The following is a 22,783-nucleotide window of genomic DNA, read 5'->3' as shown; positions in this document are numbered from 1 at the left end:
GGAGCTTGGAGGGGGGGCCGAATGCAGAACATCAAACCGCAGCGCGTTCTGTCCGCGATCGAGGCTGTCGGTCCGCAGGTCTATCGCATCCTGCGCGAGCAGATCATCCAGGCGGAGCTGGTGCCCGGCGCGCGTATCTCCGAAGCGGAGATAGCAAGAAGCCTATCGATCAGCCGCCAACCGGTTCGCGAAGCCTTCATCAAGCTGGCAGAGGAGGGGCTGGTACAGGTGCTGCCCCAACGCGGCACCTATGTGACGCGAATTTCGACGGCATCGGTCATGGACGTGCGCTTCGTGCGCGAGGCGATCGAGGCCGACATCGTGCGCCAGGTCGCCGGCGAGCATCCGGCGGCGATCGTCGACGAACTGCGCGAACAGATCGCTCGCCAGAAGCAGGTGCCGCATGACGATCGCGCTGCATTCCTGCGACTGGACGAACTCTTCCACCACACGCTCGCAACGGCCGCCGGCCGCGCCTATGCCTGGAGCGTCATCGAAAGCGTCAAGGCGCAGATGGACCGCGTCCGGTTCCTGAGCGTCGACGACCTGCAGATCGGCCGTCTGATCGAACAGCACGAGCGCATCGTAGACGCGATCGCGGCACGTGATGTCGGCGGGGCCGAGCAGGCGCTGCGCATGCATCTGCGCGAGATTTTGAAATCACTGCCCGAGATCGCGCGATCGCGGGAGGAATTCTTCGACGGCACCGGGTAACCGGCCGCCGCAATATGATCGATGTTCAACGGGAGGTAACGCATCATGATCAGGAAATTGATAGCAGGAACGGCCCTCGGGCTGACGCTGATGGCTCCAGCCGCCAGCGCGGAAGGTCTCAACATCGCCTTCATCAGCCACTCGTCGGCCTCGAACACATTCTGGCAGGCGGTCAAGAAGGGCTATGACGACGCCTGCGAAAAGGTCGGGGCCTCGTGCCAGTTGATCCTCACGCAGACGGAAGGCGCGGTTGAGCAGGCCGTCGCCAATCTGCAGGCGGCGATCGCCTCGAGGCCGGACGCGATCTTCGTCGCGATCGTCGACAACAATGCCTATGACAACGTGATCAAGGAAGCCGTCGACGCCGGCATTCTGGTGCTCGCCGTCAATGTCGACGACAGCGAAGGCGCCAAGGGCAACGCCCGTAAGGCCTTCATCGGCCAGGGCTTCACCGCGGCCGGTTACTCGCTCGCCAAGGCCCAGTCGGAAAACTTCCCGAAGGACGGCCCGCTCAACCTGCTGGTCGGCGTCAACGCGCCGGGCCAGACCTGGTCCGAGCAGCGCGCCGGCGGCGTCACGAAATTTCTGGAGGAGTACAAGGCCGAGCATTCCGACCGCGAGGTGAACATCACCCGCATCGATTCGGCGACCGACCTCGCGCTGACCGCCGACCGTATCGGCGCCTATCTCAATGCCAACCCGGACACGACCGCCTATTTCGATACCGGCTACTGGCATGCCGGTGTCGCCAAGGTTCTGAAGGACCGCGGCATCGAGCCCGGCAAGGTCCTGCTCGGCGGTTTCGACCTCGTGCCCGAGGTGCTGCAGCAGATGGAGGCCGGCTATGTTCAGGTGCGGGTCGACCAGCAACCCTACATGCAGGGCTTCATCCCGGTCATGCAGGCCTATCTCTGGAAAACCGCGGGCCTGACACCCTCCGACGTCGATACGGGGCAGGGCATCGTCACTCCGAAGGACGTGCCGACGATCCTCGAACTGGCGAAGCAGGGTCTGCGCTAATCCGGCGCTCCCGATAAGCAAACAGGCGTCTTGCCCGAGCGACTTCGAGACTGGAGCGGGATGCGCGGCTTTCCGTCCGCATCCCGCTCCGGCTCTCCGGATTCGATCACGTTGACGATCTCAGGCACCCGACCTGGGATCGCCGTGATCCGGCAGGCACGACGCCGAACCATGAGTGACAGCCCATGAAGCGGTTTCTGAAAATCTATCTCGACAAGCCCGAGCTAGCCGGCCTTGCACTGCTGTTCGTCCTCGTCCTCGTCTTCCAGGCGAAGTCGAACGGCATTCTTCTTTCCTTCGAGAACATGCGTGGCGTGATGGGCCTTCTGCCGGAAATGGCGCTCGTCGCCATCGGCGTGACGCTCCTGATGATCTGCGGCGAATTCGACCTGTCGGTCGGGTCCGTCTTTGCGCTGATGCCCATGTCGATGGCGGTGCTATTGAATTCCGGCGTGCCCTTCACCGTCGCGGTGCTGCTCGGTCTCATGATCTGCGGGGCGATCGGTTTCATCAATGGTTACGTGACGCTGCAATTCTCGATACCGAGCTTCATCACGACTCTGGGGATGCTCTTCATCGCGCGTTCGCTGACCATCGTCATATCAGGCGGTTTCCCGCCGCTTCTGCCGCCCGACCTGCCGACCTGGCTCTTCACGGACTACATCTGGCAGGGCTCGCCGTTCCGCATGTCCTTCCTCTGGTTCGTCGTCATTGCCGCACTCGTGGCGGCGCTGCTGTCGCTCACCAACTTCGGCAACTGGATTCGGGCGACCGGCGGCTTTAACGAGGCCGCCGCCTCGATGGGCATTCCGGTCAAGCGCGTGAAGATCGTCTGCTTCATGCTTTGCTCGGTACTGGCGGGCTTTGCAGGCCTGCTTCAGGTGCTGCGTCTCGGCTCGCCGCTGCCGTCGATCGGCGAAGGGCTGGAATTGCAGGCGGTCGCCGCGGCCGTCATCGGCGGTACGGCGCTCGCAGGAGGGATCGGCACGGTCTTCGGCGCCATCATCGGCACGCTTCTGATCCGCACGATCGACAACGGCCTTGTCCTTTCCCGTGTCGATGCCAACTGGTTCAAGTTCGCGGTCGGGGTTCTGACCATGTTTGCCGTCATCGCCAATGCCTGGATGGGCAAGATGTCCCGCAAGATCAAGGTGGAGGCGCACAAATGACCACACCGATCATCGAATGCCGCAACCTTCAGAAATGGTATAGCGGCGTGCATGCGCTGAAGAATGTCGATCTCACGATCCACCCCGGCGAGACCGTCGGCCTGGTCGGCGACAACGGCGCCGGCAAGTCGACGCTCATCAAGATTCTCTCGGGCGTCCACCATCAGGATTCCGGCGACGTGCTGATCGAAGGCCGCAAGGTAGCTCTTCGCAGCCCAAAGGATGCGATGCGCTACGGGCTGGAGACGATCTATCAGTACAATTCCATGGTTCCGACCATGTCGATCGCCCGCAATCTCTTCATCGGCCGCGAGCCGATGAAATGGTCGGTCTTCGGCGTCGGCATCATGGACCAGAAGCGCATGCGTGTCGAAAGCATCCAGGCCATCGCCGATGTCGACCTGCATCTGCGCTCGCCGGATGCGCTGGTCGGAGAGCTTTCGGGCGGCCAGCGGCAGGGCGTTGCGATCGCGCGCGCCATGCACTTCAAGTCGAAGGTGCTGATCCTGGACGAGCCGACAAACCATCTTTCGGTCAAGGAGACCGACAAGGTGATCGGCTTCGTGCGCGGCTTGAAGGCGCAGGGCCTGACCGGAATCTTCATCTCCCACAACATGCAGCACGTCTTCCAATCCTGCGACCGCATCGTCGCAATGGCCCGCGGCGAGATCGTGTTCGATAAACCGACCGCGGACACTTCGATAGACGAGGTTCACGCGCTTCTGTGAGGTAACGATGACAGAGCTTTCCGGAAAGACCATCCTCATTACCGGCGCGCTCGGCACGCTCGGCCGCGCCCAGGCCGAGCGGCTGGGGCGCGCCGGCGCCGGTTTGCTGCTGCTGGATCGCCCGGGCGCGGAAGCCGGGGAGGGCTTCGCGGCGAGCCTCGCCGCGGCTCACGAAACCATGGCGATCTATGTCGGCGAAGACCTGAATAACCTAGCTTCGGCGGAAAAGCGCGCAGCTACGCTTTCCAGCGAGCATGGCGGCATCGACATTCTCATCAACAATGCGGCGCTCATCATCAACAAGCCTTTCGAGGAATTTTCGCTGGAGGAATACGAAGACCAGGTCCGCGTCAACTCGTCGGCGGCTTTCGCGCTTGCCCGAGCCGTAACGCCCGGGATGAAGCAGAAGCGCTACGGCAAGATCGTGAACTTTTGCTCCCTCACGTTGAACGGCCGCTGGGACGGCTATGTGCCCTATGTAGCGTCCAAAGGCGCGATGCTGGGGCTGACGAAGGCGCTTGCGCGCGAACTCGGCCCCCACGGCGTGCGCGTCAACGCGGTGTCGCCGGGCGCGGTGGTTTCGGAGGCGGAAGAGCGGATCTTTGCCGACCGCCTGCAACAATACAATGACTGGATCGTCGAAAACCAGTCGCTGAAGGCGCGCATCCAGCCCTCGGACGTCGCCGACCTGGTCCACTTCCTCGTCTCGCCGGCCTCCGACATGATTTCCGGCCAGAACATCGCGATCGACGGCGGCTGGTGATGCCGGCGATCGAGCTCTCTAACGGCGAGGCCCGCCTCATCGCGCGGCCCGACCTTGGCGCCGGGCTGACGGCATTCGACGTGCTGCACGATGGCGTCTGGCAAGCGATCTTCCGCAGGGTCGATCCGTCGACCGCGCATCCCTTCGCGCTTTCGAACATTCTGCTTGTTCCTTTTTCCGGGCGGGTTTCCGGCGGCGGGTTCACGTTTGACGGAACCTTTCATGCCCTGCCGCGGAACGTGGAAACGGAGCTATACCCGATCCACGGGAACGGCTTTTCGGCCGCTTGGGACGTTACCTCCGTGAGCGCGGATCTGATCACGCTCACCCTTTCGGCCGAGGGACCGGGACCTTTCCGCTACGACGCAACGATGTCCTACCGCCTGCAGGGCGCAGGACTTGTGATGGACCTCAGCCTCGCCAACCGCGCCAGGATCCGTCTGCCCTACGGCGCTGGTTTTCATCCCTGGTTCGTGCGCGAGCCGGATACGACGCTGCACGCGCCGGCCCGCGGCGTCTGGCTCGAGCGATCCGATCACCTGCCAAAGGCCCATGATGCCGTAGCCGCACATCCGGATATGGATTTCAACAGGCCGCAGCCATTGCCGGCGCGCTGGATCAACAACTGGTTCGACGGCTGGGACGGCAAGGCGCGCATCCAATGGCCGAGCCGCGGGCTCGCGGCGGACGTGAATGCGAGCGAGGCGCTGCGCCAATACGTCGTCTTCTCGCCCGCTGCCGACTCCGGCTTCTTCTGCTTCGAACCGGTGACGCACCCCGTCGATGCGTTCAATCTGCCCGGCAAGGCCGAAGCCCACGGGCTCAAGATTCTCGAACCGGATGAATCGCTGGCCGTCTCTGTCCGTGTCGCCTCAGACTTTGGCTGAGCATGTCGTCAGCCGCGGGTTCCCGGGCGACGCCCCGGGGCGGAAAACCGCTGCGCACTTTCCCTCGATTTGCCCTAGTGTTCGCCCGTCGACTATAGTCCTCTCCACGCATTTTTCCCGATCGGTATCCTATGTCTTTCCAAGAACGAAAGAAGCCTCGCGTCACGCTTCTGGATGTTGCGCGGCATGCCAATGTTTCCCGCGCGACCGCCTCCCTTGTTCTTCGCAAGAGCCCGCTGGTCGGCAGTGAGACACGCGCGCGGGTCGAGCAGGCGATGCGGGATTTGGGCTATGTCTACAACATCGGCGCAGCCCGCCTGCGCGTCGAACGCAGCCAGATCATCGGCGCAATCGTGCCAAATCTCACCAATCCATTCTTTGCGGAGCTCCTTTCAGGCATCGAGGAGGCTATCGGGGCCACCGGCAAGGTGGTCATTCTCGCCAATAGCGGGGAGAGGGTGGAGCGGCAGTCGATGCTGCTCCAGCGCATGCGTGAACACGGGGTGGACGGGGTCGTTCTTTGCCCCGCCGCGGGCACCGAACCTGACCTGTCCGAGCAGTTAGCCGCGTGGGGTATGCCCGTCGTCCAGGTATTGCGCCACATCTCGGCCGATATGGACTATGTCGGCGTGGACTACGCCGGCGGCATGCGTCAGGCGGTGGATTATCTCGCTTCGCTCGGTCATGAGAAGATTGCCTTTGCCGCCCACGGCCCGGTCCATTCGGCCTATCGGGAGCGCGTGGACGGCTTCCGCGACGCCATGCTGGCAAAGGCGTTCGATCCTGAGATACTGATCCACTTGCCGGCACAACTCGGAGAAATCGCCGGCGCGACCCACCTTCTGTTCGCACAGGCTACACAGCCGACTGCCGTGATCTGCTTCAATCATCTCGTCGCTCTCGGCCTTGCCGCAGGACTTCACGATTGCGGGCTCACGATCGGACGCGATCTCTCGCTGATCGGCTTCGACGACGTGGCGGACGCCGAGGCCATCCGGCCGAGACTGACCTCGGTCTCGACCGGCCCCACCGCGATCGGCGAAATGGCGGCGCGGCTCCTTGTCGAGCGCATCGCCAATCCGGATTTGCCGGCGCGGCGCGTGGTGAGCGATACGACGCTGAGCGTTCGGCAGTCCTGCGGCCGGCCCGCCTGATCGCGCCCGATCCCGGCCGTCGTTTGCGGTTGACGCACGTCGGGAAACATTTTAGATCGATCTAACTGACGCAGATCGCGGGAAGCGCGGCATGCGGCGGCGGTAGTGTGGGAGGAGGTCCCGGCATGTACGAATTCAACTTCGCGCCTGTACTCGCGTCTTTCGACCAGTTGCTGGTCGGCGCGTGGCTGACGGTTCGCCTGTCATGCGCAGCCATGTTGATCGGCCTCGTCGTTTCAGTCTTCTGCGCGTGGGGAAAGACGGCAGGACCGGCGATCCTGCGTGCCGTGATCGATGGCTATATCGAGATCATCCGAAACACGCCTTTCCTGGTGCAGATATTCTTCATCTTCTTCGGCATGCCTTCGCTTGGTCTAAGGCTTTCGCCGAACAGCGCGGCGCTGCTGGCGCTTGTCGTTAATTTCGGCGCCTACGGTACGGAGATCATCCGCGCCGGGATCGAATCCATTCATAAGGGGCAGGTAGAGGCCGGCTGGGCGCTTGGGCTGTCGAGGCCCCAGATTTTCCGCTATGTCGTCATGAAGCCGGCCTTGCGCACCGTCTATCCCGCGCTCACCAGTCAGTTCATATACCTGATGCTGAATACCAGCGTCGTGTCGGTCATCTCAGCGGATGACCTGGCTGCTGCCGGCAACGACCTCCAATCCGCCACCTTTGCGAGCTTCGAGGTCTATATCGCAGTCACTCTGATCTATCTTGCCCTGTCGGTCGGTTTCTCCGCGCTGTTTTACGCGGTCGAGAAAGCGGCATTCAAATATCCCCTCGGCCGCTAGGAGCACTGTCATGATCAGAGCCTTCGGCTGGAACGAGTTTCTCGTCATCGTCGCTGCGGCACAGTGGACGATCGCCCTATCCGCGATCGCTTTTGCCGGCGGCAGCGTCGGCGGACTACTGGTGGCATTGATGCGCGTCGCCGATACGCGAGCGCTGCGCCTCTCGGCGACGGGCTTCATCCGCGTCTTCCAGGGAACCCCGCTGCTGATGCAGCTCTTTCTGGTATTCCTCGGCATGAACATCTTCGGCTTTGCGATCAATCCTTGGATTGCCGCGACCATTGCGCTCGCGCTCCACGCCAGCGCCTTCCTGGGCGAGATCTGGCGCGGCTGCATCGAGGCCGTGCCGAAGGGACAGCGCGAGGCGGCGACTGCGCTCGGCCTGCGCTATTTTCGGTCGATGCGTCATGTGATCCTGCCTCAGGCGGCCCGTATCGCCGTCGCGCCCACCGTCGGCTTCCTGGTGCAACTCATAAAGGGCACATCGCTCGCATCGATCATCGGCTTTACCGAGCTGACCCGGCAAGGGCAGATCATCAACAATGCGACGTTCAGTCCGTTCCTGGTCTTCGGCACCGTTGCCACCGTCTATTTTCTGCTTTGCTGGCCGCTGTCGCTGATCGCACGTCGAATGGAGACCCGTTTTTCCCGCGCAACGGCACGTTGACGGGCCCCACCGGCGGGAGGGCCGGCTTCTGAGAAGGGAAGAGCTGATGAATATCTCGAGACGCATGGCAATATCTGTCCTCTGCGCCGCTGCGCTTGTCGCGGGCCTGGTGTCGCCCGTTGCAGCGCAGACGGTGGAGGTAATCAAATCGGCCGGTACGGTGAAGGTCGGCATGCTGGTCGATTTCCCGCCGTTTGGGATCATGGACGCGAACAACCAGCCGGATGGTTACGATGCCGATGTTGCGAAGCTGCTTGCCAAGGAGCTCGGAGTCGAAGTGACGATCGTGCCGGTGACGGGGCCTAACCGCATACCCTACCTGCAAAGCAACCAGGTGGACCTGCTGGTCGCCTCGCTGGGCATCACCGAGGAGCGCGCCAAGAACGTCGATTTCTCGCAGCCTTACGCAGGCATCTCGATCGGCGTGTTCGGCGCCGCGGACCTGGCCGTCACAAAGCCTGAAGATCTGGCCGGCAAGACGATCGGCGTCGCCCGCGCCAGCACGCAGGACACGGCGGTCACCAAGATTGCCCCGCAGGACGCCAACATTCAACGCTTCGACGACGATGCCAGTGCGGTGCAAGCGCTCCTTTCCGGACAGGTCGAGCTGATCGGCGTTTCCAATGTCGTCGCCGCCCAGATCGAAGCCGCCGCCCCTGGGCGGTTCAATCAGAAGCTTCAGCTGAGCCAGCAGGTTCAGGGTATCGCCGTTCGCAAGGGATCGAACGAGATGTTGAAGTTCGTCAACGGCTTCCTCGACAAGGTCAAAGCGGACGGACAGCTCAACGCCATCCACGAGAAGTGGCTCGGTTCGCCGCTGCCGGAATTCGTCACTGAAGCGAAATAGAATGGAGCCCTCGCGATGAACACGGAACGCGAAAACGCCTCGCCCCCGGATTCGCGCGAGGCTTCGGACCCAGCCGTCCGCATGGAGGGCGTCAACAAGTGGTATGACGGCTTTCACGCGCTCAAGAACATCGACTTGGCGGTCGGCCGCGGCGAACGGATCGTCATCTGTGGACCATCGGGTTCCGGCAAGTCGACGCTGATCCGATGCATCAACCAGCTCGAGACCATTCATTCGGGCAGGATCGTCGTGGACGGGCACGACCTGACCGCCGGTGGGAGGAATGTCGACCTGGTCCGGCAGGAGACCGGCATGGTCTTCCAGCAGTTCAACCTTTTCCCGCACATGACGGTGCTGGAGAACTGCACGCTGGCTCCGATGAAGGTACGCGGCCTCGCCAAGGCCGAGGCCGAAGAGACGGCCATGAAATATCTGAAACGGGTGCGCATCCCCGAGCAGGCGGTGAAATATCCGGCGCAGCTTTCGGGCGGGCAGCAGCAGCGCGTCGCGATCGCGCGGGCACTGTGCATGAACCCGAAGATCATGCTCTTCGACGAGCCGACCTCGGCCCTCGATCCGGAAATGGTCAAGGAGGTCCTAGACACGATGGTGGATCTCGCCAACGAAGGCATGACCATGCTTTGCGTCACGCATGAGATGGGTTTCGCACGAAGCGTCGCCGATCGTGTCGTCTTCATGAACCGCGGCGAGATCCTGGAGATCGCGCCGCCCGATGCCTTCTTCGGCGCCCCGCAACACGAGCGCACGCGCTTCTTCCTCGGCCAGATCTCCTGACGGCCACATCCATGTAATTGGAGTTTCGAAACGTGAAACCAGATCTACTGCTCGTGGAGCCGATGATGCCGTTCGTCATGGACGAACTGCACCGGAACTACACGGTTCACAGGCTTTACGAGGCCGCCGACCGGCCGGCGCTCGAAGCGGCGCTCCCATCGATCCGCGCGGTTGCCACGGGTGGCGGTGCGGGCCTCTCCAATGACTGGATCGAAAAGCTTCCGTCGCTGGGGATCATCGCGATCAACGGGGTAGGGACGGACAAGGTGGATCTCGCCCGGGCGCGCGGTCGCAACATCGATGTGACGACGACACCGGGCGTGCTCTCGGACGATGTCGCTGACCTCGGTATCGCGCTCATGCTTGCCGTCCTGCGGCGGATCGGCGATGGCGACAGGCTGGTGCGCGAAGGCCGCTGGGCCGCGGGCGGACAATTGCCGCTCGGCCATAGCCCGAAGGGAAAGCGGATCGGCGTACTCGGCCTCGGTCAGATCGGGCGGGCATTGGCGTCGCGCGCGGAGGCCTTCGGCATGTCGGTGCGATACTGGAACCGGTCCACCCTTTCCGGCGTCGACTGGATCGCGCATCAGAGCCCGATCGATCTCGCCCGCGACAGCGACGTTCTGGCCGTCTGCGTGGCGGCAAGTGCGGCGACGCAAAACATCGTCGACGCGTCCCTTCTTCAGGCGCTCGGTCCCGAGGGTATCGTGGTAAACGTCGCGCGTGGCAACGTCGTCGACGAGGACGCCCTGATCGAAGCGTTGAGATCCGGAACGATCGCGGGTGCTGGGCTCGATGTCTTCGTCAACGAACCCGCAATCCGCAGCGAATTCCATACCACGCCGAATACAGTGCTCATGCCGCATCAGGGCAGCGCGACGGTCGAGACGCGCATGGCCATGGGAAAGCTCGTGCTTGCAAATCTCGCCGCCCACTTTGCCGGCGAAAAAGCGCCGAACACCGTCAACTGAAGCGGGAGAAGACATCATGATCGTTCGTCAGGCTCTGTTCGAGGGGATTATCCATCCTGGCCGGGAGCAGGCATTCCGCGGCTATGTCGAGGAGAGGCTGGTGCCCCTGTGGCAGGCCTTTCCGGGCGTCAGGGAAGTTCGGGTGCTCCATGCCGTCGACCGGGACGAGGGGGCACCAGCCTTCGCGATGATCCTTTCCACGACCTATGACGACCGCGAGGCTTTGGCGCGAGCCCTGGAGTCGCCGGTGCGCTACGAGAGCCGTGAATTGACGAAGGGTCTGCTGGAGATGTTCGAAGGGCACATCCACTACCATGTGTTCGAGCTGGACGCTCGATCGACAGATTGAGGTGGGCGCTTCCCCAGTGCCGCCAATACGTAGCACCTGCCCAGTTTTAGGCGATGGATACAGGCCATGCTCGTGACATTGCGGCGAGTGTCTGCGCAGGGTGGCAGGCCGTCGATTTGATATTCCAAGTTCATCCGAACAACTCCGGCGGCACGCCGCGTTTCACATACGTAGCGTATATGTGAGTTGACAGGCGCTGCGGATGCTGGTTCACATACGCTGCGTATGTAGAGCTGGTGGCGCGATCCCGGGCTGATGTCACAATCAGCCGGTGCCGGCAGAAACGTTGAAAAGGAATGAACAGATGACGCGACGCGACGCAATCTTTCCCGCAAATCGGCATGCCCTGTACGAAGCTCACGGATATTCAGCCGCGATCCGCTCCGGCGACCTCCTGTTCGTCTCCGGGCAGGTCGGCAGCCGTTCCGATGGTACTCCGGAACCGGATTTCGGGCGCCAGGTCCAATTGGCTTTCGACAATCTACGGGCGACGCTGAATGCGGCCGGCTGCACCTTCGACGATATAGTCGATGTGACCACGTTCCATACCGACCCCGAGAACCAGTTCGAAACCATCATGGCCGTCAAGAATCAGATCTTCGGCACTCCACCTTATCCCAACTGGACCGCGCTGGGCGTAAACTGGCTTGCCGGGTTCGATTTCGAGATCAAGGTCATCGCGCGCATTCCCGAGGCGGCATAGGATTTCTTCGACCGGAACACCGGCACCGCAGCCCCCTATCCCGAAAGCACTCAAGCATTCTGAGGCATTGTCGGAACTTGAGACCGTGCCCTTGCATTTCTTCGTGGAAGGACGAAGGAGGCTTAGGTGAAAACGGCGTTGGCGGTATTTGGCGGGTTCGTCCTGTCTCTCGCGTTGTTCCTGAGCGGGGCGGTCGTCGCAGTCTTGTTCCTAACCGGCAAGCCTGCGCGCCAGCCGCAGCTGGACGTGAATCAGTCAGAGATATGGACCAAGCAGCCGCGAGCAGTCGACAGGGCGGCCCAGCAATTCGAGCGGCTGCCCGCCCGCCCCGCACCGTCCGACCTCAACGCTTCGAAAGAGCCTGAGACGCCCGCAATGGCCAATGAGGCCGAAAAGGAACGCTCTCCGGAGCCTTTGGACAGGATGGCCACCGCTTCAACTCAACCGCCGCCCGCGCAGGAGCAGCCGACGGCGTCGACAGTGCCCGCCGCTCATGCCGAATGGTGTGCAAAACGCTATCGCAGCTATCGTCCGTTCGACAACAGCTACAGATCTTTCAGTGGCGGACGGCGGACCTGCAACTCACCCTACATGGATGCGGCGTGGGGGCCGTCGGAGGATCTTTGGCCTGAAACGCCCGGTATCGATGCGGAAGATGCCGATGACCCCTCGACGCAGATGGAATACTCGGCCGATGATGGCGAGGCAATCAGACTGACGCAGGAGCATGTTGCCTATTGCTTCAGCCGCTACCGCTCCTACCGCCCCGAAGACAACAGTTACCAGCCTTACCGCGGCGGCCCGCGCAGGCAGTGCCGGTAACGAGGCGCCTGGTCGATTGCGCCGGGAGACGGCATCAACCGATTGAAAACAAAATCTCAGGCAAATTTTGCATAGGATGCTGCCCGAATTGAATTGGTCAGCCGCGGCGAGTCGTTCCTATGTTCCGACTGCATGTCTCGTTTCATCGGATCCGATGAAAGAAGAAACATGCGGCAAATTGACGATTTTGCAGCGACCTTTGCGCGTCTGAAAGAGGGCGCGGCGCTGTAGGGCAACGCGCGCAGCAAGGGGAACAGATGGGCAGGATCGTCTATGTCTACGGTCAATTCGTACCGGAAGAGGAGGCCCGCATAGGGCTTTTCGATCGCGGCTTCCTGTTCGGCGATGCCGTCTACGAAGTGACGGCGGTTATCGGCGGGCGGATGATCGACAACGACCTGCATCTTGACCGTCTCGAACGCTCGCTGAGGGAACTCGCCATTCCGCTCGGCCTCTCGCGCAAGGAGATTGCCGGCGTCCAGGCGGAATTGATCGCCCGCAACGCCTTGCGGGACGGCACAATCTATCTGCAGGTCTCGCGCGGCGAGGCGGATCGCGACTTTCTCTATTCCGACGCACTGGCGCCGCGGTTCGTCGGCTTCACGCAGGCGAAGACGCTGACCGGCACGAAGGCCCAGCAGGACGGCATCTCGGTCGATCTCGCCGACGATCCGCGCTGGCACCGTCGCGACATCAAGACCGCCATGCTGCTCGGTCAGGTCATGGCGAAGCAGGCGGCCCGCGCCCGCGGTTTCGACGATGTCTGGCTGGTGGAGAACGGACTGGTGACGGAGGGCGCATCCTCCACGGCCCATGTCATCACCGGTGACGGGCGCATCCTTACCCGCGCCGCGTCGCGCGCGACGCTGCCCGGCTGCACGCAGCGCGCCCTCGCACTGCTCTGTGCCGCCGAGGATCTCGCGATCGAGGAGCGCGCCTTCACGCCCAACGAGGCGCAGGCCGCCGCGGAGGCGTTCCAGACCTCCGCCTCGAGCCTCGTCATGCCCGTCGTGCGCATCGGCGACCGGGTGGTCGGCAACGGCAAGCCCGGTCCGATGACCCGAAAACTCCAGGCCCTCTACCTGGAAGCGGCTGGCGTTCCGGTCTAGATCCGTCGACTGTTTCACTGAAACGGAAAAGCGATGTAGGGAGGGGCGATATGAAGACCGCACGGGAACTGGGGCTGATCCCGCAGGGCAGGCTGGAACCGGGGCCGGGCAATGCCATTACGGACGTCGCGGGCGTTTCGGTCGGCCACCGGTCGCTGCGCGGCGAGGGCCTCTTCACCGGGGTCACGGCGATCCTCCCGCATGCAGGCGACGTGTTCCGCGTGAAGCCGCGGGCGGCGGTGGAGGTAATCAACGGCTTCGGCAAGTCGGCGGGGCTGATGCAGGTGGCCGAACTCGGCACGATCGAGACGCCGATCATGCTCACCAACACCTTTGGCGTTGCCGCCTGCACCGAAGCGCTGGTCCGCCGCGCCATCTCCGCTAACCCGGCGATCGGGCGAAAGACCTCGACCGTCAATGCACTGGTCTGCGAGTGCAATGACGGCAGCATAAACGACATTCAGGCGCTGGCGGTAACGCCCGCCGACGCCGAGGCGGCGCTGGACGCCGCGCGCACGGGGCCGGTGGAACAGGGTGCGGTCGGCGCCGGCTCCGGCATGACCGCCTTCGGCTTCAAGGCCGGCATCGGCACGGCCTCGCGGCGCATGCGAGTCGGCAAGCGCGACTTCACGCTCGGCACGCTGGTCCTTGCCAATTTCGGCGCGGCGGGGGACCTCGTCCTGCCGGACGGGCGCCGGCCCGATCCGCGCGTGCCGGCCGGTCCCGAGCGCGGCTCCGTCATCGTCGTCATGGCGACCGATCTTCCCTTGGCAGATCGCCAGTTGCAGCGGGTCGCGCGGCGTGCCGGCGCGGGCCTTGCCCGGCTCGGCGCATTCTGGGGCCATGGCAGCGGCGATGTCGCCCTCTGTTTCACCACCGCCGACCCGGTGGAACATGAGCCTGCCACAGCGTTCACCACGCAGGAGCGGCTCGCCGACGGCCACATCGACATCGCCTTCCGCGCCGCCGCTGATATGACGCAGGAGGCCGTCCTGAACGCGCTCTGCATGGCCCCCGCCATGCCGGGGCGCAACGGCCGCATCTATCCCTGCCTTGCCGACTGGTTGATGGAGAACCCGTCCCCGTGATCCAGTGAAGGTCTGATCAGGCCGGTGCGGGTTCCAGGAGTCGCTGCGCCGTCGCCCATAGTTCCTCGACCTTGCGGTTGCGGCTCGCTGCGTGGCGGTAAAGGCGGATTTCGAGGTCGAGGTTCCAACCCTCGTCGGCAGAGGCAGGCACGAGGCGGCGCGCGTCGATTTCCTCGCGCGCCAGGCTCTCCGGCAGCCAGCACACGCCCGCACCCGTCACCGCCATGTTCATCAGGCCGGCGCTGATTGTGTTTTCGTGCGTCGTACGGCGCCGGAAGGGCGGGCGGCGCAGCAGCAGGCGCGACAGGGCGACCCCGAAGAAGGAATTGAAGCCGTAGCTCAGATAGGGGATGGCGAGCCGCGGCTGCGCGATGGCGCGGTCGAGGAGGTTCAGTCCGGGCTGCGGATCGCCGGACAGTACGATCTCCGCCGCGACCAGCGGAATCAGTCGGTCATGGGCTACGGTCAGCGAGGAAAACTGCCCGCTATCGAGATGAAACGGCACTTCCGGATGCGCATAGGTGAGGAAGAAATCCGCCTCATCGCCGACGAGCGCGTCGAGGTTCGCTTCGATTCCGCCGCGGTCCGGAATGAGCGAGGTGCTGAACGATCCACCCGCCGCTTCCAGCGTCTTCAGCCAGCGGGGGAAGAAGGTGACCGTCAGCGTATGCAGCGCGGCAAAGCGGATGAGGCCCGGCTCGTGCGGGAGACGCAGCACTTCGCGCGCCGCATAGAAGGTGCGGATCGCTTCCTGTGCGACCGGCAGGAAATTGCGCCCCGCAGGCGTGAGTTCGGCCGGCATGGTCGCGCGGCTGATCAGCGTTGCGCCCAGCCAACTCTCCAACTGCTTGATCCGGCGGCTGAAGGCAGGTTGAGTCACGTTGCGCAGCTCGGCCGCGCGCGAGAAGCTGGACGTGTCGGCAAGCGTCACGAAATCCTCCAGCCACTTGATCTCCATGTCCGCTTCCCTTTGCTGCGCGTCTGCTGCGGCCGATCATAAGTCATTCAATCGAAATAGGTATGTCGTTTCTGCATGGGTTGGTGCCAAAAGCGAATTGGCCAAGCCAACTGCAACCTTTCACCTTGCGCCTGGAGGAAATAGGTGCCGGCCCGTCCGGTGCCGACAGGGGGAGTTGTGAATGGCGTTCGGAATAAAAGCCGATCTTATCCTCATCAATGGCCGGATCTGGCGCGGCCGGGAGGAGGGCATCAGCGAGGCTCTCGCCGTGTGGCAAGGCAAGATTCTTGCAACCGGCAGCGATACGGACATCTTGGGCCTGAAGGGGCCGCGCACCGAGGTCATCGATCTCGAAGGCCGCTTCGCCACCCCCGGCCTCATCGACAACCACCTGCACCTCATCGCGACCGGCATGGCCATGGGCTGGGTCGACGCTACGCCCGCGAGCGCGCCGACGCTCGCCGCCCTGATGGGCCGGATTTCCGACCGCGCAGCCACGACGCCGAAGGGCGGCTGGGTGCGCGCCCGCGGCTATGATCAGGTCAAGCTCGACACCGGACGGCACCCGACGCGCGACGATCTCGATCGCGTCGCCCCCGATCACCCAGTCCTACTGACACGGGCCTGCGGCCATGTTTCGATCGCCAACTCCCGCGCTCTGGAGCTTGCCGGCATCACTGAGGCGACGGCCGTGCCGGAAGGTGGCGTGATCGGCGTCACGGAGGGCCGGCTGAACGGCTTCCTCGCGGAAAACGCGCAGAACCTCGTCAAGGCCGCCATGCCGTCGGCAACGACCGAGGACCTGATCGACGGAATCGAGCGGGCAGGGCGGTATCTGCTCTCCTTCGGAATCACGAGCTGCATGGATGCGGCCGTGGGGCAGGTCTCCGGTTTTGCCGAAATCCAGGCCTATGAGATGGCCAAGCTTTCCGGCCGGCTGCCGGTGCGCGTCTGGCTGACCCTGCTTGGCGATCCCGGCGTTTCCATCGTCGAGGATTGCTGGCGCGCGGGCCTTCTTTCCGGCGCCGGCGACGACATGCTGCGCGTCGGCGGCGTCAAGGTCTTCCTCGACGGCTCGGCGGGCGGGCGCACCGCCTGGATGACGAGGCCCTATAGGGGCGAGCCGGACAATATCGGCGTCCAGATGCTGCCGGATGCGGAGGTCGAGGCGGTCGTCAAGGCCTGCCACGACCGCGGCTATCAGATGGTCTGCCACGCCATCGGCGACGGTGCGATCGAGCAGCTCATCACGGCCTACGAGAAGGCGCTTGCCGCAAATCCCGATCCCGACCGCCGCCATCGCGTCGAGCATTGCGGCTTTTCCACCCCGGATCAGAATGCGCGCATGAAGGCGGCCGGTATTCTGCCTGCGCCGCAGATGGCCTTCATCCACGATTTTGGCGACAGCTACATATCCGTGCTCGGGGAGGAGCGCGGCCGGTTATCCTACCCGATCGGCACCTGGATGTGCATGGGCCTGAAACCGTCGACCGGCTCGGATTCGCCGGTCTGCTCGCCCGATCCGTTCCCGAACCTGCACGCGATGCTCACGCGCCAGACGGGCAAGGGCACGGTGATGGAAGCATCCGAACGGCTGAGCCGCGAGGAGGCATTGCAGGCCTATACGGAATACGGCGCCTATTCGCAGAAAGCCGAGGGGGTGAAAGGGCGGCTCGTGCCGGGCCAGTGGGCGGACATCGCCGTCTTCGACAACGACCTTCTGGCCGCCCCGCCCGAAACCATCCTTTCGGACACAAGCTGCGTGCTGACCCTGCTTGCGGGCCGCGTCGTGCATGATGCGCGCTGACGGCCTGCCGGACTGAACCGAAACGATGCCGAGAACGGCGCGAGAGGGAGAACGAAATGCTGAAGAGATTGACACTGGCCGCAATGCTCAGCCTCGGCGTGGCTGCCGGGGCGCTTGCCGCGGGCGAGCGCCATGGCGGAACGCTCGTCTTCACCGCGCCCTACGGCTCGAGCTTCGCCACGCTGGACGTGCAGTCGAGCCCTAACACGCAGGAAGAATTCATCACCCAGGCCATCCACCGTGCGCTCTACAGCTGGGATTCGAACCAGAACAAGCCCGTCCTGGAACTGGCGACCTCGGAGGAGGTTTCCGAGGACGGCATGGTCCACACCTATCACCTGCGTAAAAACGCCGTGTTCCACAACGGCAAGCCGCTGACTGCCGACGACATCATCTACAGCTACAAGCGCATCGCCAACCCGGAAAACGCCTTCCCCGGCGCGAGCTTCATCGCCGTCATCAAGGGCGCCGAGGATTATATCGCCGGCAAGGCCGACGAGATTTCGGGGCTGAAGAAGATCGATGACCACACGCTCGAGATCACCTATACCGGCACGATCAATCCCGGCTTCCCGCTAATGCAGAACACGACGGTCATCTATCCGTCGAATGTCGAGGACGAATCGACCTTCGGCAAGAATCCGGTCGGCCTCGGCGCCTTCGTCTTCAAGGAGCACGTACCCGGTTCGCAGGTCGTCGTGGAAAAATTCGACAAGTACTACGAGGAGGGCAGGCCCTATCTCGATCGCATCAACATCGTGCTGATGGCTGAGGACGCCGCGCGCGACGTCGCCTTCCGCAACAAGGAAATCGACGTTTCGATCCTCGGCCCTACCCAATACCAGGCCTATCAGGGCGAGGAGGGGCTGAAAGATCACCTCCTGGAAGTCGCCGAGGTCTATACCCGCAATATCGGCTTCAACCCCGCCTTCGAGCCCTTCAAGGACAAGCGGGTGCGCCAGGCGATCAACCATGCCATCAATGCGCCGCTGATCATCGAACGCCTGGTCAAGAACAAGGCCTACCCGGCCTCCGGCTGGCTGCCGATCTCCTCGCCCGCCTTCGACAAGGACAAGGCGCCCTACGCCTACGATCCGGAGAAGGCAAAGGCATTGCTCGCCGAGGCCGGCTATGCCGACGGCTTCGAATTCGAGGTGACGGCGAGCCCGAACGAAAGCTGGGGCGTGCCGATCGTCGAAGCCATCCTGCCGATGCTGAAGAAGGTCGGCATCACCGTGAAGCCGAAGCCGGTCGAAAGCTCCACGCTCGGCGAGGCGGTGACGACCAACAACTTCCAGGCCTTCATCTGGTCGAACCTTTCTGGCCCCGACCCGCTGAACGCACTGCGTTGCTACTATTCGAAGACGGCGCAATCGGCCTGCAACTACACCAGCTATGCAAGCCCGGAATTCGACAAGCTCTACGAGGCGGCGCAGCAGGAACGCGACTCGGCCAAGCAGAACGATCTCCTGCGCCAGGCCAACAACATCGTGCAGGACGACGCTCCGGTCTGGTTCTTCAACTACAACAAGGCGGTGATGGCCTACCAGCCGTGGATCCACGGCCTCGTTCCGAACGCGACGGAACTGGCGATCCAGCCCTATGACGAAATCTGGATCGACGAGACGGCGCCGTCATCGCGCCAGTAAGACCTTGAGGGGGAGGGGGTAGCTGCGGCTGCCCCTCATCGATTGTCGCCGCCCGTACGGGCGGCCAGAACGGAACCGCTCATGCTTCGTTTCACCCTGCGCCGCGTCCTGCAGATCATACCCACGGTCGTGGTCGTTGCGTTGCTTATATTCGTCATCTTCAGCGTCGTACCGGGAACCTTCGCCGCAAGCCTCTTCGCCGACGGCAGGCGCGCCGCCGACCCGCAGATGATCGCCCGCCTCAACGAGGAATTCGGGCTGAACAAGCCGTTGATGGAGCGCTTCGTGACCTATGTCACGGACCTTGCGCAATTCGATCTCGGCACCAGTTTCCGCACCCGTCAGCCGGTGATCGACCTCATCAACGACCGCATGTGGGCCTCGCTGCAACTGGCGATCGCCGCCATGATCTTCGCCCTCGTCATCAGTGTGCCGCTCGGCTTCGTTGCGGCGCTGAGGCCCGGCTCGGTGCTCGATACGGTGACGATGATCGGGGCGGTGTCCGGCCTCTCCATGCCGCAGTTCTGGCTGGGCCTCCTGATGATGTATCTCTTCGCCCTGCAGCTGAACTGGTTGCCGAGCTTCGGCTACGGCGACGGGTCCTTCCGGAACCTGATTCTGCCCGCCGTCACGCTAGGGGTCACGCCGCTTGCGCTTCTCGCGCGCACCACGCGGGCCGGGGTCCTCGATGTCCTCAACGCCGACTTCATCCGCACCGCCCATTCCAAGGGCATGAGCGAGGCCAAGGTGGTGCGCTGGCATGTGGCGCGCAACGCGCTGGTGCTGATCGTCACGACCGTCGGCCTGCAATTCGGTTCGCTGATCGGCCAGGCCGTGGTCATCGAGAAGCTCTTCGCCTGGCCCGGTATCGGCTCGCTTCTGGTGGACAGCGTCGCGAGCCGCGACATTCCCGTGGTGCAGGGCACGATCCTCGTCATCGTGCTCTGGTTCCTCGTCATCAACACGGCCGTCGATCTGATCTATGCCGCGATCGATCCGCGCATCAAGCAGGAGTGACGGGAATGCGCCTCGGCTTCAACTTCTGGCTCGGTGCCGGGCTGACGACGCTGGTGGTCCTCGCCGGTATCCTCGCGCCGTGGATCGCGCCCTTTGACCCCGTGCTTGACGCGGACCTGATGAACTCCGAACTGCCGCCAGACGCCATCTTCTGGTTCGGCACGGACGGGCAGGGGCGGGACGTCTATACCCGCATCCTCTACGGCGCGCAGATATCGCTGACGGTCGGCATCGTCTCGCAGGTGATCAACTCGATCATCGGCGTCACGCTCGGCATGACGGCCGGCTATTGGGGCGGCTGGTGGGACGATCTGGTGAACGGATTCACGAACGTCATGCTCGCCATTCCATCCCTGATCTTCGCGCTCGCCGTGATGGCGGTGCTAGGCCCCGGCCTGCCGTCGCTGCTCATCGCGCTCGGCCTGACCAACTGGAGCTGGACTTGCCGCATCGCCCGCTCTTCCACACTCTCCCTGAAGTCGCTGGGCTACGTGCAGGCAGCGCAGACGCTCGGCTACGGGGACCTTCGCATCATGTTCACGCAGATCCTGCCCAACATGATGGGGCCGATCCTCGTCATGGCGACGCTCGGCATGGGCTCGGCGGTGCTTTCGGAAGCCGCGCTCTCCTTTCTGGGCCTCGGCATCCAGCCGCCGTTCCCGAGCTGGGGCTCGATGCTGACGGATGCGCGCCAGCTCATCCAGCTCGCGCCCTGGGTGGCCATCTTCCCCGGCCTTGCCATCTTCCTCTCGGTGCTCGGCTTCAACCTTCTCGGCGACGGCCTGCGCGACAGCCTCGACCCGCATATGAGGACGCGCAACCCATGATCGAGCCGCTTCTGGACATCAGGGATCTCCACTTGGGCATCGCGGTCGGTCGCTCCGTCAATCGCCCGCTCCTCAAAGGAGTCTCGTTCCAAATCATGCCGGGCGAGGCCTATGGCCTCGTCGGCGAGTCCGGCTCGGGCAAGTCGGTGACTTCGCTCGCCGTCATGGGCCTTCTCAAGAAGCCGCTCGCCGTCTCCGGCGGCGAGATATTGTTCAAGGGCCAGAACCTGCTGGAACTGCCGAAGCGCGAAATGCGGCGCCTGCGCGGCAACCGCATCGCCATGATTTTTCAGGAGCCGATGACGGCACTGAACCCGCTCTCGACCATCGGTCGGCAGATCGCCGAAATGTTCGTGCTGCATCAGGGAAAGAGCTGGGACGAGGCGCAGAAACTCGCAATCGAAGCGCTCGCCAGCGTGCGCGTGCCCAATCCCGACCGGCGGGCGCGCAACTATCCGCACCAGATGTCGGGGGGCTTGCGCCAGCGCGTAATGATCGCCATGGCGCTCGCCTGCAATCCGGACCTCCTGATCGCCGACGAGCCGACCACGGCGCTCGACGTCACCGTGCAGGCCGAGGTCTTACGGCTGATTAAAGAACTCTGCGCCGAGCGCGGTACGGCGGTTCTCTTCATCAGCCACGATCTCGGCGTGATCGCCAGCATCTGCCAACGGGTCGGCGTCATGTATGCCGGCTGCCTCGTCGAGGAGAACGAGACGCGGGCGCTCTTCGCGGCACCCCGGCACGAATATACCCGCGGGCTCCTCGGCGCCCTGCCGCGCTTCGGCAGCCGCAGTCTGCACGGCCGCCAGCGGCTGGTCGACATCGACAGCATCATTGCCGACCGCTCGAAGCTCATCGAGACCCGCTTCATCGCGCCGCGCGGTGCGGAAGAGGGGGGCCAGCCATGACCAACCCCCTGCTGGAGGTGGACGACCTGCATGTCCGCTTCTCCGTTTCCGGCGGAGGACTGCTCGGAACCGGTCGGCGCATGCTGCATGCCGTCAACGGCATCGGCTTCTCGCTCTCCAAGGGCGAATGCCTGTCGATCGTCGGCGAATCCGGTTGCGGCAAGTCCACGACGGCGCTCTCGGTTCTCGGTCTTCAGGAGCCGACCGAAGGCACGATCCGTTATCGCGGTCAGCCGCTCACCGGGCCGGGGGCGCCCGGACGCATGCAGCGCGCCAAGGCGGTGCAGATGGTTTTCCAGGACCCCTATGCCTCGCTGAACCCGCGCCAGTCGGTACGCACCTCGCTGGCTGCGCCGCTGCGGCTGCACGGCATCACGGCGGCATCGGAGATCGCCGACCGGATCGAGGTCATGCTCGCCAATGTGGGGCTGACGCCCGAGCAGGCGAACCGCTATCCGCACGAGTTCTCCGGCGGCCAACGCCAGCGCATCGGCATTGCCCGCGCGCTCATCCTCGAACCGGAAATCGTCGTGCTAGACGAACCGGTATCCGCCCTCGACGTGTCGATACGCGCACAGATCATCAACCTGCTGCTGGACCTGCAGGAAAAGCTCGGCCTCGGCTACCTGATGATCAGCCACGACCTGAGCGTGGTGGAGCATATGAGCGACCGGGTGCTGGTGATGTTCTTCGGACAGGTCGTGGAGGAGGGCGGCTGGCGGGACATCTTCGAAAGGCCCGCCCATCCCTATACGCGTCGGCTCATCGCCGCCATTCCCGATCCGGATGCAGCCCTGAACCCGGGGACGAAAGACCACTTTGCCGATGTGCCGCTTCCTGACGGTCGCAGCTTCGCAGTTGACGGCAGCACCGCACCGGACGTCTTTTCCGCGCCCCCGCCCTCCGAACTCGTCGAGATCGCGCCTGGCCATCGTATGAGATTGGTGCCAGCCGTCTAGCAGGGTGTTGAAAAAGCCCTAGCGCCCGGGCTCTGGTCATGATTCACTCGCTGTATTGCGATTTGGAGCTGATGG

Annotated in this window: 24 protein-coding genes; 23 read left to right on the top strand and 1 reads right to left on the bottom strand. The window is 63.7% G+C overall.

Annotated features, from left to right (window positions below; genetic code table 11):
• Positions 1–21: 21 nt before the first annotated feature.
• The 17 genes from JOH52_RS32115 to JOH52_RS32035 all read left to right on the top strand — a co-directional run bounded on the left by JOH52_RS32115 (position 22) and on the right by JOH52_RS32035 (position 14,580).
• Positions 22–714 carry a GntR family transcriptional regulator gene (locus tag JOH52_RS32115; protein ID WP_014532122.1) on the top strand — a complete coding sequence of 231 codons (693 nt, stop codon included), beginning with the start codon at positions 22–24 and terminating at the stop codon, positions 712–714.
• Between the two features lie 45 nt (positions 715–759).
• On the top strand, positions 760–1,734 hold the full coding sequence (locus JOH52_RS32110) for a sugar ABC transporter substrate-binding protein (protein WP_141333335.1): 975 nt from the start codon (positions 760–762) through the stop codon (positions 1,732–1,734).
• 185 nt (positions 1,735–1,919) lie between these two features.
• Complete coding sequence (locus JOH52_RS32105) at positions 1,920–2,903, top strand: ABC transporter permease (protein WP_014532119.1); 984 nt, start codon at positions 1,920–1,922, stop codon at positions 2,901–2,903.
• Positions 2,900–3,631: an ATP-binding cassette domain-containing protein gene (locus JOH52_RS32100; RefSeq protein ID WP_014528188.1), complete on the top strand. Its 732-nt coding sequence runs from the start codon at positions 2,900–2,902 to the stop codon at positions 3,629–3,631. The genes JOH52_RS32105 and JOH52_RS32100 overlap by 4 nt, the downstream gene beginning before the upstream one ends.
• Before the next feature lie 7 nt (positions 3,632–3,638).
• On the top strand, positions 3,639–4,394 hold the full coding sequence (locus tag JOH52_RS32095) for an SDR family oxidoreductase (protein ID WP_014532118.1): 756 nt from the start codon (positions 3,639–3,641) through the stop codon (positions 4,392–4,394).
• On the top strand, positions 4,394–5,281 hold the full coding sequence (locus JOH52_RS32090; RefSeq protein WP_017266143.1) for an aldose 1-epimerase: 888 nt from the start codon (positions 4,394–4,396) through the stop codon (positions 5,279–5,281). Before JOH52_RS32095 ends, JOH52_RS32090 begins: the two co-directional genes overlap by 1 nt.
• Positions 5,282–5,412: 131 nt before the next feature.
• The gene (locus JOH52_RS32085; protein WP_013845146.1) at positions 5,413–6,435 is read left to right on the top strand and encodes a LacI family DNA-binding transcriptional regulator; all 1,023 of its coding nucleotides are present in this window, start codon (positions 5,413–5,415) and stop codon (positions 6,433–6,435) included.
• Positions 6,436–6,560: 125 nt separating this feature from the next.
• A complete protein-coding gene (locus JOH52_RS32080; RefSeq protein WP_003525357.1) occupies positions 6,561–7,229 on the top strand; it encodes an amino acid ABC transporter permease in 669 nt (222 codons plus the stop codon).
• A gap of 10 nt (positions 7,230–7,239) precedes the next feature.
• Positions 7,240–7,896 carry an amino acid ABC transporter permease gene (locus JOH52_RS32075; protein WP_014532116.1) on the top strand — a complete coding sequence of 219 codons (657 nt, stop codon included), beginning with the start codon at positions 7,240–7,242 and terminating at the stop codon, positions 7,894–7,896.
• Positions 7,897–7,942: 46 nt separating this feature from the next.
• Positions 7,943–8,743 carry a transporter substrate-binding domain-containing protein gene (locus tag JOH52_RS32070; RefSeq protein WP_003525354.1) on the top strand — a complete coding sequence of 267 codons (801 nt, stop codon included), beginning with the start codon at positions 7,943–7,945 and terminating at the stop codon, positions 8,741–8,743.
• Positions 8,744–8,758: 15 nt separating this feature from the next.
• Entirely contained in the window at positions 8,759–9,538 is a 780-nt protein-coding gene (locus tag JOH52_RS32065; protein WP_013845145.1) for an amino acid ABC transporter ATP-binding protein, read from the top strand.
• Between the two features lie 62 nt (positions 9,539–9,600).
• Entirely contained in the window at positions 9,601–10,509 is a 909-nt protein-coding gene (locus tag JOH52_RS32060) for a 2-hydroxyacid dehydrogenase (RefSeq protein WP_017266144.1), read from the top strand.
• A gap of 16 nt (positions 10,510–10,525) precedes the next feature.
• On the top strand, positions 10,526–10,858 hold the full coding sequence (locus JOH52_RS32055) for an EthD domain-containing protein (protein WP_013845143.1): 333 nt from the start codon (positions 10,526–10,528) through the stop codon (positions 10,856–10,858).
• 304 nt (positions 10,859–11,162) lie between these two features.
• A complete protein-coding gene (locus JOH52_RS32050; RefSeq protein WP_003525348.1) occupies positions 11,163–11,561 on the top strand; it encodes a RidA family protein in 399 nt (132 codons plus the stop codon).
• 126 nt (positions 11,562–11,687) lie between these two features.
• Complete coding sequence (locus JOH52_RS32045; RefSeq protein WP_014532115.1) at positions 11,688–12,383, top strand: BA14K family protein; 696 nt, start codon at positions 11,688–11,690, stop codon at positions 12,381–12,383.
• 257 nt (positions 12,384–12,640) lie between these two features.
• Positions 12,641–13,492: a D-amino-acid transaminase gene (locus JOH52_RS32040; protein ID WP_013845141.1), complete on the top strand. Its 852-nt coding sequence runs from the start codon at positions 12,641–12,643 to the stop codon at positions 13,490–13,492.
• Between the two features lie 50 nt (positions 13,493–13,542).
• Complete coding sequence (locus JOH52_RS32035; RefSeq protein WP_013845140.1) at positions 13,543–14,580, top strand: DmpA family aminopeptidase; 1,038 nt, start codon at positions 13,543–13,545, stop codon at positions 14,578–14,580.
• A 16-nt stretch (positions 14,581–14,596) separates the two neighbouring features.
• Here the strand turns inward: JOH52_RS32035 and JOH52_RS32030 are convergent, their stop codons facing one another.
• On the bottom strand, positions 14,597–15,538 hold the full coding sequence (locus JOH52_RS32030; RefSeq protein WP_010967049.1) for a LysR family transcriptional regulator: 942 nt from the start codon (positions 15,536–15,538) through the stop codon (positions 14,597–14,599).
• 181 nt (positions 15,539–15,719) lie between these two features.
• Here JOH52_RS32030 and JOH52_RS32025 point away from each other — a divergent pair, with 181 nt between their 5' ends.
• The 6 genes from JOH52_RS32025 (at position 15,720) to JOH52_RS32000 (ending at position 22,708) form a co-directional block, all read left to right on the top strand.
• Positions 15,720–17,345: an amidohydrolase gene (locus JOH52_RS32025; protein WP_014532113.1), complete on the top strand. Its 1,626-nt coding sequence runs from the start codon at positions 15,720–15,722 to the stop codon at positions 17,343–17,345.
• Between the two features lie 56 nt (positions 17,346–17,401).
• The gene (locus JOH52_RS32020) at positions 17,402–18,994 is read left to right on the top strand and encodes an ABC transporter substrate-binding protein (RefSeq protein ID WP_014532112.1); all 1,593 of its coding nucleotides are present in this window, start codon (positions 17,402–17,404) and stop codon (positions 18,992–18,994) included.
• 81 nt (positions 18,995–19,075) lie between these two features.
• Entirely contained in the window at positions 19,076–20,011 is a 936-nt protein-coding gene (locus JOH52_RS32015; RefSeq protein WP_010967052.1) for an ABC transporter permease, read from the top strand.
• 5 nt (positions 20,012–20,016) lie between these two features.
• The gene (locus JOH52_RS32010; protein ID WP_003525330.1) at positions 20,017–20,838 is read left to right on the top strand and encodes an ABC transporter permease; all 822 of its coding nucleotides are present in this window, start codon (positions 20,017–20,019) and stop codon (positions 20,836–20,838) included.
• Positions 20,835–21,749: an ABC transporter ATP-binding protein gene (locus JOH52_RS32005; RefSeq protein ID WP_013845136.1), complete on the top strand. Its 915-nt coding sequence runs from the start codon at positions 20,835–20,837 to the stop codon at positions 21,747–21,749. The genes JOH52_RS32010 and JOH52_RS32005 overlap by 4 nt, the downstream gene beginning before the upstream one ends.
• The gene (locus tag JOH52_RS32000; protein WP_014532111.1) at positions 21,746–22,708 is read left to right on the top strand and encodes an ATP-binding cassette domain-containing protein; all 963 of its coding nucleotides are present in this window, start codon (positions 21,746–21,748) and stop codon (positions 22,706–22,708) included. The genes JOH52_RS32005 and JOH52_RS32000 overlap by 4 nt, the downstream gene beginning before the upstream one ends.
• The last annotated feature ends 75 nt before the right edge of the window (positions 22,709–22,783 follow it).

The sequence above is a fragment of the Sinorhizobium meliloti genome, assembly GCF_017876815.1.
GTDB lineage: Bacteria > Pseudomonadota > Alphaproteobacteria > Rhizobiales > Rhizobiaceae > Sinorhizobium > Sinorhizobium meliloti.
This window is presented reverse-complemented; position numbering and strand designations above follow the sequence as displayed.

Coding starts and splice junctions, on each gene's coding strand:
- JOH52_RS32040 (WP_013845141.1), top strand. CDS start 12,641: ATGGGCAGGATCGTCTATGTCTACGGTCAATTCGTACCGGAAGAGGAG.
- JOH52_RS32020 (WP_014532112.1), top strand. CDS start 17,402: ATGCTGAAGAGATTGACACTGGCCGCAATGCTCAGCCTCGGCGTGGCT.
- JOH52_RS32110 (WP_141333335.1), top strand. CDS start 760: ATGATCAGGAAATTGATAGCAGGAACGGCCCTCGGGCTGACGCTGATG.
- JOH52_RS32055 (WP_013845143.1), top strand. CDS start 10,526: ATGATCGTTCGTCAGGCTCTGTTCGAGGGGATTATCCATCCTGGCCGG.
- JOH52_RS32065 (WP_013845145.1), top strand. CDS start 8,759: ATGAACACGGAACGCGAAAACGCCTCGCCCCCGGATTCGCGCGAGGCT.
- JOH52_RS32075 (WP_014532116.1), top strand. CDS start 7,240: ATGATCAGAGCCTTCGGCTGGAACGAGTTTCTCGTCATCGTCGCTGCG.
- JOH52_RS32060 (WP_017266144.1), top strand. CDS start 9,601: ATGATGCCGTTCGTCATGGACGAACTGCACCGGAACTACACGGTTCAC.
- JOH52_RS32000 (WP_014532111.1), top strand. CDS start 21,746: ATGACCAACCCCCTGCTGGAGGTGGACGACCTGCATGTCCGCTTCTCC.
- JOH52_RS32080 (WP_003525357.1), top strand. CDS start 6,561: ATGTACGAATTCAACTTCGCGCCTGTACTCGCGTCTTTCGACCAGTTG.
- JOH52_RS32095 (WP_014532118.1), top strand. CDS start 3,639: ATGACAGAGCTTTCCGGAAAGACCATCCTCATTACCGGCGCGCTCGGC.
- JOH52_RS32015 (WP_010967052.1), top strand. CDS start 19,076: ATGCTTCGTTTCACCCTGCGCCGCGTCCTGCAGATCATACCCACGGTC.
- JOH52_RS32035 (WP_013845140.1), top strand. CDS start 13,543: ATGAAGACCGCACGGGAACTGGGGCTGATCCCGCAGGGCAGGCTGGAA.
- JOH52_RS32025 (WP_014532113.1), top strand. CDS start 15,720: ATGGCGTTCGGAATAAAAGCCGATCTTATCCTCATCAATGGCCGGATC.
- JOH52_RS32100 (WP_014528188.1), top strand. CDS start 2,900: ATGACCACACCGATCATCGAATGCCGCAACCTTCAGAAATGGTATAGC.
- JOH52_RS32070 (WP_003525354.1), top strand. CDS start 7,943: ATGAATATCTCGAGACGCATGGCAATATCTGTCCTCTGCGCCGCTGCG.
- JOH52_RS32090 (WP_017266143.1), top strand. CDS start 4,394: ATGCCGGCGATCGAGCTCTCTAACGGCGAGGCCCGCCTCATCGCGCGG.
- JOH52_RS32050 (WP_003525348.1), top strand. CDS start 11,163: ATGACGCGACGCGACGCAATCTTTCCCGCAAATCGGCATGCCCTGTAC.
- JOH52_RS32115 (WP_014532122.1), top strand. CDS start 22: ATGCAGAACATCAAACCGCAGCGCGTTCTGTCCGCGATCGAGGCTGTC.
- JOH52_RS32105 (WP_014532119.1), top strand. CDS start 1,920: ATGAAGCGGTTTCTGAAAATCTATCTCGACAAGCCCGAGCTAGCCGGC.
- JOH52_RS32030 (WP_010967049.1), bottom strand. CDS start 15,538: ATGGAGATCAAGTGGCTGGAGGATTTCGTGACGCTTGCCGACACGTCC.
- JOH52_RS32010 (WP_003525330.1), top strand. CDS start 20,017: ATGCGCCTCGGCTTCAACTTCTGGCTCGGTGCCGGGCTGACGACGCTG.
- JOH52_RS32085 (WP_013845146.1), top strand. CDS start 5,413: ATGTCTTTCCAAGAACGAAAGAAGCCTCGCGTCACGCTTCTGGATGTT.
- JOH52_RS32005 (WP_013845136.1), top strand. CDS start 20,835: ATGATCGAGCCGCTTCTGGACATCAGGGATCTCCACTTGGGCATCGCG.